Source organism: Cupriavidus necator N-1, assembly GCF_000219215.1.
In the GTDB taxonomy this organism is placed as follows: domain Bacteria; phylum Pseudomonadota; class Gammaproteobacteria; order Burkholderiales; family Burkholderiaceae; genus Cupriavidus; species Cupriavidus necator.
This window is the reverse complement of record NC_015726.1, coordinates 3,358,299-3,370,925: the sequence shown is the minus strand read 5'-3', so window position 1 is coordinate 3,370,925 and position 12,627 is coordinate 3,358,299. Positions and strand designations below refer to the sequence as shown.

At 67.6% G+C, this 12,627-nt stretch carries 11 protein-coding genes; 6 read left to right on the top strand and 5 right to left on the bottom strand.

Features of this window, described 5'->3' with window-relative positions; translation table 11 throughout:
* Positions 1-44: 44 nt before the first annotated feature.
* Positions 45-1,247, bottom strand: a complete 1,203-nt coding sequence (locus CNE_RS15780; RefSeq protein ID WP_013958092.1) for an ABC transporter substrate-binding protein — start codon at positions 1,245-1,247, stop codon at positions 45-47.
* A gap of 287 nt (positions 1,248-1,534) precedes the next feature.
* Here CNE_RS15780 and CNE_RS15775 point away from each other — a divergent pair, with 287 nt between their 5' ends.
* From CNE_RS15775 to CNE_RS15760, 4 genes are all read left to right on the top strand, one after another.
* Positions 1,535-3,643: a molybdopterin-containing oxidoreductase family protein gene (locus tag CNE_RS15775; protein WP_013958091.1), complete on the top strand. Its 2,109-nt coding sequence runs from the start codon at positions 1,535-1,537 to the stop codon at positions 3,641-3,643.
* Positions 3,640-4,773: an aminopeptidase gene (locus CNE_RS15770; RefSeq protein WP_013958090.1), complete on the top strand. Its 1,134-nt coding sequence runs from the start codon at positions 3,640-3,642 to the stop codon at positions 4,771-4,773. The genes CNE_RS15775 and CNE_RS15770 overlap by 4 nt, the downstream gene beginning before the upstream one ends.
* Positions 4,774-4,805: 32 nt before the next feature.
* On the top strand, positions 4,806-5,468 hold the full coding sequence (locus CNE_RS15765) for a TetR/AcrR family transcriptional regulator (RefSeq protein ID WP_013958089.1): 663 nt from the start codon (positions 4,806-4,808) through the stop codon (positions 5,466-5,468).
* A gap of 189 nt (positions 5,469-5,657) precedes the next feature.
* Positions 5,658-7,340, top strand: coding sequence for a long-chain fatty acid--CoA ligase (locus CNE_RS15760; RefSeq protein WP_013958088.1), 1,683 nt, complete (start codon positions 5,658-5,660; stop codon positions 7,338-7,340).
* A 72-nt stretch (positions 7,341-7,412) separates the two neighbouring features.
* Here CNE_RS15760 and CNE_RS15755 read toward each other — a convergent pair whose 3' ends face one another.
* The 4 genes from CNE_RS15755 to CNE_RS15740 form a co-directional block, all read right to left on the bottom strand.
* Positions 7,413-7,859, bottom strand: a complete 447-nt coding sequence (locus CNE_RS15755; protein WP_013958087.1) for a hypothetical protein — start codon at positions 7,857-7,859, stop codon at positions 7,413-7,415.
* Positions 7,856-8,359, bottom strand: a complete 504-nt coding sequence (locus CNE_RS15750) for a MarR family winged helix-turn-helix transcriptional regulator (RefSeq protein ID WP_013958086.1) — start codon at positions 8,357-8,359, stop codon at positions 7,856-7,858. Before CNE_RS15750 ends, CNE_RS15755 begins: the two co-directional genes overlap by 4 nt.
* A gap of 130 nt (positions 8,360-8,489) precedes the next feature.
* Complete coding sequence (locus CNE_RS15745; RefSeq protein WP_013958085.1) at positions 8,490-9,491, bottom strand: tripartite tricarboxylate transporter substrate binding protein; 1,002 nt, start codon at positions 9,489-9,491, stop codon at positions 8,490-8,492.
* Between the two features lie 184 nt (positions 9,492-9,675).
* Positions 9,676-10,815 (bottom strand): porin, encoded by a 1,140-nt coding sequence (locus CNE_RS15740; protein ID WP_013958084.1) that lies wholly within the window; start codon positions 10,813-10,815, stop codon positions 9,676-9,678.
* Positions 10,816-11,151: 336 nt separating this feature from the next.
* Between CNE_RS15740 and coq7 the strand changes: the two genes are divergently transcribed.
* Both coq7 and mraZ read left to right on the top strand, forming a co-directional pair.
* Complete coding sequence (coq7, locus tag CNE_RS15735; protein WP_013958083.1) at positions 11,152-11,775, top strand: 2-polyprenyl-3-methyl-6-methoxy-1,4-benzoquinone monooxygenase; 624 nt, start codon at positions 11,152-11,154, stop codon at positions 11,773-11,775.
* A 419-nt stretch (positions 11,776-12,194) separates the two neighbouring features.
* Positions 12,195-12,623 carry a division/cell wall cluster transcriptional repressor MraZ gene (gene mraZ / locus CNE_RS15730; protein ID WP_013958082.1) on the top strand — a complete coding sequence of 143 codons (429 nt, stop codon included), beginning with the start codon at positions 12,195-12,197 and terminating at the stop codon, positions 12,621-12,623.
* Positions 12,624-12,627 lie beyond the last annotated feature (4 nt).

Here is a 12,627-nt window from a genome sequence, read left to right as displayed (position 1 = left end):
CTAGTTTTCTCCTCCCTCGCGCAGGGAGGAGAAAACCCGGAGTCTCAGCGGATCACCTGGCCCTTCGAATTGATGATCGTCATCTCCACGAATTTCGAGCCCACGTGGTTCTCCGGCGTGAAGTTGACGATAAACCCGCCGAGGTCATAGCTGCGCATTGACTCCAGCGCGGTCACCAGCTTCTCGCGCGTCAGGTCCTTGCCGGCGCGGCGCAGGCCTTCGGTGAAGGCCTTGGCGGCGATAAAGCCTTCGATGCTGGCGTAGTCGAATTCGCTGGGCTTGCCGGCGGCCTGCAGCATGCGCAGGTACTCCCGCACGATCGGCAGCGTGGCGTTGCCCGGGTGCGGCATCACCTGCGAGATGATCACGCCGCTGCCCTGCGCGCCCACCTCGTTGGCCAGCGCCTGCGTGCCGACGAAGGAGACGTTGTAGAACTGGCCGCTGTAGCCGCGGCGCAGCGCTTCCTTCACGAAGGCGCCGGCGGTGCGGTAGGCGCTGATCATCACCACGGCGTCGGGCCTGGTCTTCATCGAGCCCTGTATGGCATCGCCGATTTCCGTGGTATTGCGGACCACGGGCTCGCGCGCGACGATCTGTACGCCGCTGTCGGGCGCGGCCTTGAGCGCGCGCTCCAGACCTTCCAGTCCGGCCTTGCCGTAGGCGTCCTCGTTGTAGACCACGGCCACGCGCCTGAGGCCGGTGGTCTGGATCTGGCGCAGGATGGCCGCGGTTTCCTCGTTGTAGCCGGCGCGCACGTGGAAGACGTAGCGGCTGCGCGGCTCGCGCAGCGACTGCGCCCCGGTGTACGGGCCGAAGAACGGCACCTTGGCCTGGGTTGCCAGCGGCAGCGCGGCCTGGCTGGTGGGCGTGCCGACATAGCCGAAGAGGGCGAAGACGCGGTCTTCCTCGATCAGCTTCTTTGTGTTCCTGGCGGCGGGCTCGGGCTCGTAGTAGTCGTCCAGCGCCTCCAGCCGGATCTTGCGGCCGTAGATGCCGCCCTGCTGGTTGATGTGGTCGAAATACAGCCGCGCGCCCGAGTTCATCTGCTTGCCGAGCACGGCGGTCGGGCCGGTCAGGGCGGCGGACTGGCCCAGCAGGATGGTGTCGGCAGTGACGCCGTTTTCGGATGTGTCGGCGGTGCCCGCCGTGTTGGCTGCGAAGGCAGCGCAGGATGCGCCACCCGTGCCGATGGCGCACGCCACCAGCAGGCCGGCAAGCCGGCCATTGACCCCGGATCGGAAAGACATAAACCCCCCGCGAAATGTGGTTCGGTTACCCGTTGGCCGCGTCGGCCGGTCTCTCGCCGGCAAATTGCTCACGTCGTGCGGCATGGTGCGCGTACTGGTCTGTGCCGGCAGCGCGCCGGCACATCATAATCGAATACAATCGGATCGAGATACTCCCCGCCATCACCCCGCACGGCCGGGAAAGCGCCGCCCGCCGGCGCGGCTCGGGCGCCGCAACCCGCCGCCTGCGCCGGCATCTCCAGTTCCGTACGACCGAACGAAAACAACACACCCCGCCCGGAGACCCCATGGCTTCCCGCATCGTCCGCGCCGCCTGTCCGCATGACTGCCCCGACACTTGTGCCTTGCTCGTTACCGTCGAGGACGGCCGTGCCGTCAAGGTAGCGGGCGATCCCGACCATCCCGGCACGCAGGGCGTGCTGTGCACCAAGGTGTCGCGCTACACCGAGCGCACCTACCACCCGGACCGGTTGCTGACGCCGATGAAGCGCATCGGCAGGAAGGGCGAAGGCAAGTTCGCGCCGATCTCCTGGGAGGAGGCGCTGGACACCATCGCCACGCGCCTGCAGGCGATTGCGGCGCGCGATCCGCAGGCGATCGTGCCGTACAGCTATGCCGGCACCATGGGGCTGGTGCAGGGCGAGAGCATGGCCGCGCGCTTCTTCAACAAGCTGGGCGCATCGCGGCTGGACCGCACCATCTGCGCCAGCGCCGGCGCCACCGCGCTGCGCTACACCTACGGCGCCAGCGTGGGCATGGACATGGAGCACGTGGTCGATGCCAGGCTGGTGATCATCTGGGGCGGCAACCCGATTGCTTCCAACCTGCATTTCTGGACCCGCGCGCAGGAAGCCAAGCGGCGCGGCGCCACGCTGGTGGCGATCGACCCGTATCGCTCGCTGAGCGCCGAGAAGTGCCACCGCCACATCGCCCCGATGCCCGGCACCGACGGCGCGCTGGCGCTGGCGCTGATCCATGTGCTGATCCGCGACGACCTGCTCGACCACGACTACATCGAACGCCACACCGTCGGCTTCGAGGCGCTGCGCGAGCGCGCGCAGGCCTACACTCCGGCACGCGCGGCCGAAATCTGCGGCATCCCGGCCGAGGACATCGAATGGCTGGCCGGCCTCTACGGCCAGCTGGCGGTGCGCGAGCGCCAGCCGGTGGCAATCCGCCTGAACTACGGCATGCAGCGCGTGCACGGCGGCGGCCAGGCGGTGCGCGCGGTGGCGTGCCTGCCGTCGCTGGTGGGCGCCTGGCGCCAGCCCGCAGGCGGGCTGCAGCTGTCGACCTCGGGCTTCTTCCCGATCGACGAAGCCGCGCTGCAGCGCCCCGACCTGCTGCCTGGCTGGCCGCAGACGCTGCCGCGCATCGTCAACATGAGCACCATCGGCGACGCGCTGCTGGCCGAGCCGGCACCCGGCGCGCCGCGCATCGAGGCCGTGGTGGTCTACAACAGCAACCCGGTCGCGGTGGCGCCGGAATCCGGCAAGGTCGCCGCGGGCTTTGCGCGCGAGGACCTGTTCACGGTGGTGCTGGAGCATTTCCGCACCGACACCGCCGACTATGCCGACATCCTGCTGCCGGCGACCACGCAGCTTGAGCACACCGACGTGCACAAGGCCTACGGCCATACCTATTTTCTGGCCAACAACGCCGCCATCGCGCCGATGGGCGAGGCCCTGCCCAATACCGAGATTTTCCGCCGGCTGGCGCAGCGCCTGGGCTTCACCGAGGCGTGCTTTGCCGACAGCGACGAGGCCATCGCCGCGCAGGCCATCATTCCGGGCGATGCGCGCGCGGCCGGCATCAGCTGGGAATCATTGAAGGCGCAGGGCTGGCAGAAGCTGGCGCTGCCGGCGGCGCCGTTCGCCGAGGGCGGCTTCCCGACCGCATCGGGCAAGTGCCAGTTCTATTCGGAGCCGATGGCGCGCGATGGCTTCGACCCGCTGCCTGACTACGTGCCGCAGTACGAGGCGCCGCTGACCGCGCCCGAGCTGGCGGCGCGCTATCCGCTGGCGATGATCTCGCCGCCGGCGCGCAACTTCCTCAACAGCTCCTTCGTCAACGTCGACAGCCTGCGCGCCACCGAGGGCGAGCCGCACCTGGACATCCACCCGGCCGACGCCGCCGAGCGCGGCATCGTGCACGGCGCCATGGTGCGCGTCTTCAACGACCGCGGCAGCATGGTGGCGCGCGCCCGCGTCACCGACCGCGCCCGGCGCGGGCTGGTGGTGGGCCTGTCGATCTGGTGGAAGAAGCTGGCTTCGGACGGCAAGAACGCCAACGAGCTGACCAGCCAGCGCCTGACCGACCTGGGCCGCGCGCCGGTGTTCTATGACTGCCTGGTGCAGGTCGAGGCCTGCACGCAAGGGGCAGTCCTGCCTGCATGACGCCGCAGCCTGGCCGCCGGCGCTGGGCGGCACTCCTGGCGGCGACCGGCCTCACCGCGGTGGTCCTGGTGACGGCCGGGTGCGAGGCCGTCGGCTACTACGCGCAGTCGATCGGCGGCCACCTGGGCGTGATGGCCCAGGCACAGCCGCTGACCGACGCCATCGCCAGCGCGCGCGACGCCAACGATGCGCGCCTGGCGCAGCGGCTGGCGCTGGCCGGCCGCATGCGCGACTTTGCCTCGCGCGAACTGAAGCTGCCCGAGAACGGGAGCTACCGCCGCTACGCCAACCTGCACCGGCCCTATGTGGTGTGGAGCGTGTTCGCCACGCCCGAGCTGTCGATGGAGCTGCGCAAGTGGTGCTTCCCCATCGTCGGCTGCATCAGCTACCGCGGCTACTACGCCCAGTCCGATGCCGAGCAGTATGCGCAGGGATTGCGCCGCGACGGGCTGGAGACGTACGTGGCCGGCATCCCCGCCTATTCGACGCTGGGCTATTTCGACGACCCGCTGCTCAATACCTTCGTCTACCTGCCCGAGGGCGAACTGGCGCGGCTGATCTTCCACGAGCTGGCGCACCAGGTGGTGTACGTGCGCAACGACACCGCCTTCAACGAGTCCTTCGCCACCGCGGTGGAAGCCGCGGGCGTGGAGCGCTGGCTGTCCGAGGATGCGTCGGAGGACGCGCGCGCCAGCTATCGGCAGTACGATGCCCGGCGCCAGCAGTTCCGCGCGCTGTTGCTGGGCACGCGCGACCGGCTGGTGGCGCTGTACCAGACCCCGCTCGATGATGACGCCAAGCGCGAGGGCAAGGCCAGGATCTTCGCCGACCTGCGCACCGAGTACGCGCGGCTACGCACGGAGTGGGGCGGCTTCAGCGGCTATGACCGCTGGTTCGACCAGCCGCTGACCAACGCCCATCTGGCCGCGGTGGCCACCTACCAGCAGTGGGTGCCGGCCTTCACCGCGTTGCTGGCGCGGTGCAACGGCGACTGGCAGCGGTTCTATGACGAGGCCGCCCGTATCGGCGCGCTGCCCGCCGCCGAGCGCGAGGCCGCGCTGCAGCGGCTGGCGCCGCCAGCCACGCGCACCGGCACGCTGACCGCGGGCGGCAAGACGGCGGCCAACTAAGCTGCCGCGTCCCGCCGTGCGAGAATTGCATCATGTCGATTGCACCCAGATCCGCACCGCTGAACCCGCCGTTGAGCGCACCGCCAGAGCCGCAGCCGGCCCGCCCGCATATCGCCGAGCGCCAGGAGGCCCGCCGCCGCCAGATCCTCGATACCGCCGCGCAGCTCTTCTACAGCAAGGGCTATCCCGGCATGACCATGAACGACCTGTGCCGCGCGCTGGGCGTGACCAAGCCGGCGGTCTACTACTACTTTACTGACAAGTACGAGATCTTCGACATCCTGTGCCGCGAGTCGGCCCAGACCTGCCTGCCCGTGATCCGCGAGACCGCGGACCCGGCGCTGCCGGTGCGCGAGCGCCTGCAGGCCTGCCTGCTCGAGATGGCGCGGCGCTGCGTTGCCTGCCATGTGCCGGCCACGCTGAGCTTTCGCGACAACCAGTACCTGCGCCCCGACACCGTGGCGTGGCTCGACAGCATGGCGCGGGACTTCTATCGCGACCTCTATGCGCTGCTGGAAGAGGGCAGGCGCGATGGCGTGTTCGCCTTCGGCGACGCGCGCGTGACGGCGCATGCGATCGGCAGCGTGGTGGGCTTCCTGTACACCTGGCATGAACCCGGGCGCATGGACCCGGAGACACTGGCGCAGGAGCTTGCCGCCAGCATGATGAAGCTGGCGCTGCCCAGCGGCGGGTGAGTGCGGATTTGCCTCACTAGGGGTTATCCCGCTACTTGCGCCCGATCGGTGGCGCATAATGCCCGTCAGGGGCACCAAGGGCTGTCCGGTGACCCCGAGGACTTCGTCTAAGTTGTTGTTTTAACCGGGGCGCACGTTTAGCATCTCGGCAAAATCGAACGACCATTCAGAAATTCAGGAGACGGTGCTATGGAAAGAATTTGGCTGAAACACTACCCGGCCGGCGTTCCCGCCGAGATCGATGCCAGCCAGTTCCGCTCGCTTGCCGCGCTGCTCGAGGCGTCTTTCCGCACCTATGCCGACCGCAAGGCCTTCATCTGCATGGACAAGGCCATCACCTACGGCGAACTGGACCAGCTCTCGGCCCACTTTGCCGCGTGGCTGCAGTCGCGCGGGCTGCGCCCCGGCGCACGCGTGGCGATCATGATGCCGAACGTGCTGCAGTACCCGGTGGTGCTGGCGGCGGTGCTGCGCGCGGGTTTCGTGGTGGTCAACGTCAACCCGCTCTACACCCCGCGCGAACTCGAGCACCAGCTCAAGGACAGCGGCGCCGAGGCCATCGTGATCCTGGAGAACTTTGCCTCGACGCTGCAGCAGGTGCTGGCCAAGACCCCGGTCAAGCATGTGGTGGTGGCCAGCATGGGTGACATGCTCGGCGGCCTGAAGGGCGCGATCGTCAATTTCGTGGTGCGCAACGTCAAGAAGATGGTGCCGGCGTGGGAGCTGCCCAACTGCGTGCGCTTCAACAGCGTGCTGGCCGAAGGGCGCAAGCTGACGCTGCAGCCGGCCACCACGGGGCCGGAGGACGTTGCCTTCCTGCAGTACACGGGCGGCACCACCGGTGTATCCAAGGGCGCGGTGCTGCTGCACCGTAACGTGGTGGCCAACGTGCTGCAGTCCGAGGCGTGGATGCAGCCGGCGCTGGACAAGGGCGCCCATATCGACCAGCCCATCACCATCACCGCGCTGCCGCTGTACCACATCTTCGCGCTGACGGTCTGCTGCCTGCTGGGCATGCGCAGCGGCGGCACCGGCGTGCTGATCCCGAATCCGCGCGACATCCCGGGCTTCATCAAGGAACTGCAGAAGTACAGGTTCAACATGTTCCCAGCGGTCAACACGCTGTACAACGCGCTGCTCAACAACCCGGAAATCAGCAAGGTCGATTTCTCCGGCCTGCGCGTGGCCAACGGCGGCGGCATGGCGGTGCAGGAGGCGGTGGCCAAGCAGTGGCTGGCCAAGACCGGCTGCCCGATCATCGAAGGCTACGGCCTGTCCGAGACCTCGCCCTCGGCCACCTGCAACCCGACCGACACCAACGTGTTCTCCGGCACCATCGGCATGCCGCTGCCCTCGACCGAAGTGGTGATCCGCGACGACGACGGCAAGGACGTGCCGCTCGGCCAGCCGGGCGAGATCTGCATCCGCGGCCCGCAGGTGATGGCCGGCTACTGGAACCGCCCGGACGAGACCGCCAAGGTCATGACCCCGGACGGCTTCTTCAAGACCGGCGACATCGGCGTGATGGACGAGCGCGGCTACACCAAGATCGTCGACCGCAAGAAGGACATGATCCTGGTGTCGGGCTTCAACGTGTATCCGAACGAGGTCGAAGGCGTGGTCGCCGAGTGCCCGGGCGTGCTGGAAGTGGCGGCCGTGGGCGTGCCCGACACGCACTCGGGCGAGGTGGTCAAGCTGTTCGTGGTGAAGAAGGATCCGGGGCTGACCGAGGCCGATGTGATCGAGTTCTGCAAGGAACGCCTGACCGGCTACAAGCGGCCCAAGTACGTCGAGTTCCGCACCGAGCTGCCCAAGACCAACGTCGGCAAGATCCTGCGCCGCGAACTGCGCGACAGCCGCAAGGCCGCCTGAGCGGCAGCCGCTGCAAACGACAACGGCCTCCCGAGTGGAGGCCGTTGTGCTTTCAGGCCGCGTTGCGGCGGCTCAGCACTCGTTCGATGGCGCCAGGCGGGCTTCCTGGCTGCCGTCGGTGTAGATCACCCGCACGCACGCGCCAGGCTCCAGCCCCGGCGCCGCCGGCGCGTTGGCCGATACGATCGCGCCGTCCATGGTTCGCACCTTGTACTGGAATAGGTCCACCTGCTGCACCGGTGCGGGCTTGCTGAACAGCCGGCTCAGGTCGAAGGCAAAGCCCACGCCCACCCCGCCACCCCCGCCGCCACCCGCGGCGCCCACGCCGACGCTGGTGCCGCCGCCGTAGTACGGGGGCACCTGGGCCACGTCCAGGCGGGTCAGGAACGTCTTCTCGGTGACGCGGCCAAGCTTGATGGTGGCATTCACCGGCGTGACCTGCGGCGGCTGCGGCGTGCTGCTGCAGGCGGCCAGCGCCGGCAGCAGGCCGCACAGGACAAGGTAGGGCAGGGTCTTCATGGCGAGATCAGGCCGGTCTTGAGCCGGCCAAGCAGTCGGAACAGGGCGCGCCGGTCGGTCTCGGCCAGGCCGGAGAACAGTTGCTCGATCCAGTCCTCATGCGCGCGCGCCATGCGCGAGAACGCGGCGCGCCCGGCCGGGGTCAGGCGGATCAGGTAGGCACGGCGGTCAGTGGGCAGGGCCTCGCGCGAGACCAGGCCTTCCTGCTGCAGCTGGTCGGTGATGCCGGTGACGTTGCCGCCTGTCACCATCATGCGGCGCGACAGCTCGCCCATCTTCAGGCCTTCAGGGTGGCGGTCGAGCTGTGCCATCAGGTCGAAGCGCGGCAGGGTGCAGGCAAAATCCTGGCGCAGCCGCGAACGGATATCGCCCTCGATCAGGGTGGTGCAGGTCAACAGCCGCAACCACAGCCGCAGGGCTTCGTGCTCGGTCTGGTCGGCGCGGGTTTCAAGGTCGACCGGCGCGCTTTCGGCGCCGGCGGCAGGGGACGGGTTTGGCATCTTCAGTGCATCGGTGCGCAGGGGTGCGGCCGCAGCCGCCAGGGGCCGCCCACGGGGCGGGCAGCCGACATTTGATGCCTCAAGTATATGCGCGATACGGGCCGCCGCCCTGCCGGCGATCAAATCGGCGTCAATCCACCTTGGCGCCGGAATCCTTGACCACCTTGGCCCACTTGGCGGTTTCGGCGCGGATGAACGCGGCGAACTGCTCCGGGGTGTTGCCGACAGGCTCGGCGCCCTGCGCCTGCAGGCGTTCGCGCACGGCCGGGGCATTCAGCGCCTTGGCCACTTCCTGCTGGATGCGGTGGATGACATCCGGCGGCGTGCCGGCCGGCGCCAGCATGCCGAACCAGGAGCTGGCTTCATACTGCGGCAGGCCCGCGGCCTGGGCTATGGTCGGCACGCCCGGCAGCGCCGGCGACGGCCTGGCGCTGGTCACCGCCAGCGCCTTGAGCTTGCCGCTCTTGATCAGCGCCATCGACGACGGCAGGTTGTCGAACATCACCTGCACGGTGCCCCCGGCCAGGTCCGTCAGCGCCGGCCCGCTGCCCTTGTACGGGAAGTGGACCATGAAGGTCCGGGTCTGCGTCTTGAACAGCTCCCCGGCCAGGTGGATCGAGGTGCCGTTGCCGCTGGAGGCCATGTTGATCTTGCCGGGGTTGGCGCGCGCGTAGGCGATCAGGTCCTTGACGCTGTCGATCTTATTTTGCTGCGCAAACGCCGGGTTCAGCACCAGCACGTTGGGCACGGCCGCCACCTCGGTGATCGGAGCGAAGTCCTTGATCGGGTCGAACGGCAGCTTGCCGTACAGCGACTGGTTGATGCCATGGGTGCCCACGGTGCCCATCAGCAGCGTGTAGCCATCCGGCGCGGCCTTGGCGACGAGGTCCGCGCCGATATTGCCGCCGGCGCCGGGCTTGTTGTCGACCACCACGTTCCAGCCCGGCAGCCTGGCCAGCTCCGCGGCCACGGCGCGGGCCAGGATGTCGGTGGTGCCGCCGGCGGCAAAGGGCACCACCAGCCGGATCGGCTTGGCCGGGTACGGGTCGGCGGCCAGCACCGACTGGCTGGCGAGCGCGGCAAGGCTGGCGGACAGCAGCAGCGCGACGGCGCGCCGGCGATTGGGTTGCATGCGTGAGTCTCCTGGTGTTGTCCGCTCGTGAGGTCGGTGGGGCGGCTACGGTAAGTGCATTCTAGTCCGCTGCCGGGGTGGCGCCGATGAGGTGATGCCCTATGGGAGTGGGGGGCGCGCCAATGAAAAAAGGCACCCGGAGGTGCCTTTGCAGACCGGCCTTGCGACCGGGATCGACAGGCGATCAGAACTTGTGGCGGATGCCCAGGGCGACGCCGACCATGTTGTCCTTGCCGGCACCCAGGAAGTAGCCGTTGGCGAAGCTGATGGCCGAGGTGTCGAAGTTCAGGCCGGCGTTCTTCGAATAGGCGGTGGTCAGGTAGAGGTCGGTGCGCTTGGACAGGTTGTAGTCGGCGACGAACGAAATCTGCCAGGGGTTCTTGATATTGTTGGTGGCGCCGGTGGCGGCCAGGTTCAGGTTCTTGACGTCGTCGTAGTAGTAAGCCAGCGTCAGGCCCAGCGCCGTCGTGACCTGGTAGTTGGCACCGACCCAGTAGTAGTTGTCCTTCAGGATCGTATTGTCATTCGGTGCCTTGTTCATGCCCCAGCGATAGCCGGCCATCAGCTTGGCCGGGCCGAAGGCATAGCTGGCGGCAACCGCGGCCTTCTTGAAGTCACCGGTGCCACCGGCGGCGTTCAGGGTCGGGTTGTACTGGTCATAGGCGGCGGTAATGCCGAACGGGCCGGCGGCCCACGCCAGGCCGGCACCGTAGCCGGTGTCGCGGCGGAACTGGCCGGGGACTTCGCCGCCGCCGGCAACGCCGTTACCGAACGACCAGTGCGCGACCGCGGTCACCGGGCCGAACTTGCCGGTGTACTTGGCAGTGTTGTCCGAGCGGAAGTTCAGGCCCAGTTGAGCGACCACCGGCTCGTACTGGGTGGCATAGCCGGTCGGCGAAAAGTTGGCCATCATGTCAAACAGCGAGGTGTACTGGCGACCGAAGGTCACGCGGCCGACCTGGTCGCTTTCCAGGCCGACGTAGGCTTGACGACCGAACAGGCGGCCACCTTGCTGCGATTTCCCGTCATCCAGCCCAAAACCGCTTTCAAGCACAAAGAGCGCCTTCAGGCCGCTGCCCAGGTCCTCGACGCCTCGCAGGCCCCAGCGCGAGCCGGACAGGCCGCCGGAGGACATCCGGAACAGGTTGTGCGCTGCGCCCGGGAACGGGTTGGTGGGGCTGGCGTTGGTCGGGTTCGTCGTCGACATATTGCTGACGTATTCGAGGTTCGCATCGGCCACGCCGTACAGGGTCACGCTCGATTGGGCCTGCGCCGCCCCAGCAAATGCGCCAAGCGCTGCCAGCGCCAGAAGCGATTTCTTCATGCTCGTTGATCTCCACTGTAAGAATTATTGGTGACGGCCCGGGAGAACCTCCTGTTGGTCTCCATCCCCCGTGCGTCAAACTTCCTTGGAAGTTGCGAAGTACTGTAACAAACAACCCTTAATTCACTAGTCAGGCCAATCCCCCTTGTCTTCTTTTAACAACTCAGGGTTTCTGAGTAGCCAGGCGCATCAATGCAAGGCGGGATGCGGGTTGGCGCCGATTAGAGGCAAGCTACAATGCGGGTAATCCCGATGGCCCCTGCGCGTGCCGCGCCGCGGCCGCGCACCCCACGATGACAGGGGCTGCCGGGAACGACGACCAACTGCCTCTGCGACATGGACACCCTGATCAAAGAATTCGACGTGGCATTGCGCGCCATTGCCGGCGCCACGCGCACCGCGCGCGCCAACCCGGCTGACCGGCTGGCACCGGACACCGAACAGATGAGCGCCGATGAACGCCGCCACGTGGCCGGGCTGATGCGCATCAACCATGTCGGCGAGGTCTGCGCGCAGGCCCTGTACCAGGCCCAGAAGCTCACCGCCCGCAACGGCGCGGTGCGCGCGCAGATGGATGCCGCCGCGCGCGAAGAGGAAGACCACCTGGCCTGGTGCGCCGAGCGCCTGCGCGAACTGGGCTCGCGCCCGAGCCTGCTCAACCCGCTGTGGTACGCCGGCGCCTTCGCCATCGGCTGGGTGGCCGGCCGCGCCGGCGATCGTGTCAGCCTGGGCTTCGTCGCCGAGACCGAGCGCCAGGTCGAGCACCACTTGGGCGGGCACCTGGACCGCCTGCCCGAGGCCGACGGCCGCTCGCGCGCCATCCTCGAGCAGATGCGCGACGACGAGATCCGCCACGGCGATGCCGCGCGCGATGCCGGCGGGATCCCGTTGCCCGCCCCGGTGCGGGCACTGATGCGCGGCGCCTCGCGCGTGATGACCACCGCCGCCTACCGGATCTGAGCCGGCCCCTGCTTGCCCCTCGCTGGCCCTGGTTCCGGCGGGGCTGGCGGGCAATTGTTGTATCCTTTCTTCGCGCGACGGGGCAGGTCTTTCCCGTGCCGCCGGCAGTTCCTCCGCAAGTGGTTCTCAGGTGGTTTCTCGGCTTTCCTCCCTAAGATCTTCATTTCATTAAGGATTCACTTTTTCGGTGCGTGAAGTGTGCGCGCTAAGTCATTGTTCTGATTCAAAAAAACTCGTTTGCTGCCCTGCAACCAGCCTTGACCCGCCATATCGCTTCCTCTAAAGTGGGAAATAGTGTGAGGAAGTGTATTTTTGTGTGAAATTGGGCCCCGGCCGTGGGATGATGTCGCCATAGTCGGAACAGAAGGGATTCACGCGCATGCTGGCCGACAACCGGCCGGCATGGACCGGGAGCAAGCTTGTTTCAGGGAGCATCGGCACTCTCGCTGGATGCCAAGGGGCGGATGTCCATTCCGTCCCGGCACCGCGAGGCGCTGCAACAGCAGGCCGAGGGCCGGGTGACGCTGACCAAGCACCCGGATGGCTGCCTGTTGCTGTTTCCCCGGCCCGAGTGGGAAACCTTCCGCACGCGCATTGCAGCGCTGCCGATGGATGCGCACTGGTGGAAGCGCATCTTCCTGGGCAACGCCGCCGACGTGGAAATGGACGGCGCGGGCCGGGTGCTGATCGCCCCGGAACTGCGCAGTGCCGCCTTGCTCGACAAGGAAGTCATGCTGCTCGGCATGGGCAGCCATTTCGAAGTGTGGGATGCCGCGACCTACGCCGCCAAGGAACAGCAGGCGATGGCGCAGGGCATGCCCGAAGCATTGAAGAATTTCTCTTTCTGACGAG

Bases quoted from the DNA above. Each gene is read 5' to 3' on its own strand.
- coq7 (WP_013958083.1), top strand. From the start codon at position 11,152: ATGGACACCCTGATCAAAGAATTCGACGTGGCATTGCGCGCCATTGCC.
- CNE_RS15750 (WP_013958086.1), bottom strand. From the start codon at position 8,359: ATGCCAAACCCGTCCCCTGCCGCCGGCGCCGAAAGCGCGCCGGTCGAC.
- CNE_RS15745 (WP_013958085.1), bottom strand. From the start codon at position 9,491: ATGCAACCCAATCGCCGGCGCGCCGTCGCGCTGCTGCTGTCCGCCAGC.
- CNE_RS15740 (WP_013958084.1), bottom strand. From the start codon at position 10,815: ATGAAGAAATCGCTTCTGGCGCTGGCAGCGCTTGGCGCATTTGCTGGG.
- CNE_RS15755 (WP_013958087.1), bottom strand. From the start codon at position 7,859: ATGAAGACCCTGCCCTACCTTGTCCTGTGCGGCCTGCTGCCGGCGCTG.
- CNE_RS15765 (WP_013958089.1), top strand. From the start codon at position 4,806: ATGTCGATTGCACCCAGATCCGCACCGCTGAACCCGCCGTTGAGCGCA.
- CNE_RS15780 (WP_013958092.1), bottom strand. From the start codon at position 1,247: ATGTCTTTCCGATCCGGGGTCAATGGCCGGCTTGCCGGCCTGCTGGTG.
- CNE_RS15775 (WP_013958091.1), top strand. From the start codon at position 1,535: ATGGCTTCCCGCATCGTCCGCGCCGCCTGTCCGCATGACTGCCCCGAC.
- CNE_RS15760 (WP_013958088.1), top strand. From the start codon at position 5,658: ATGGAAAGAATTTGGCTGAAACACTACCCGGCCGGCGTTCCCGCCGAG.
- CNE_RS15770 (WP_013958090.1), top strand. From the start codon at position 3,640: ATGACGCCGCAGCCTGGCCGCCGGCGCTGGGCGGCACTCCTGGCGGCG.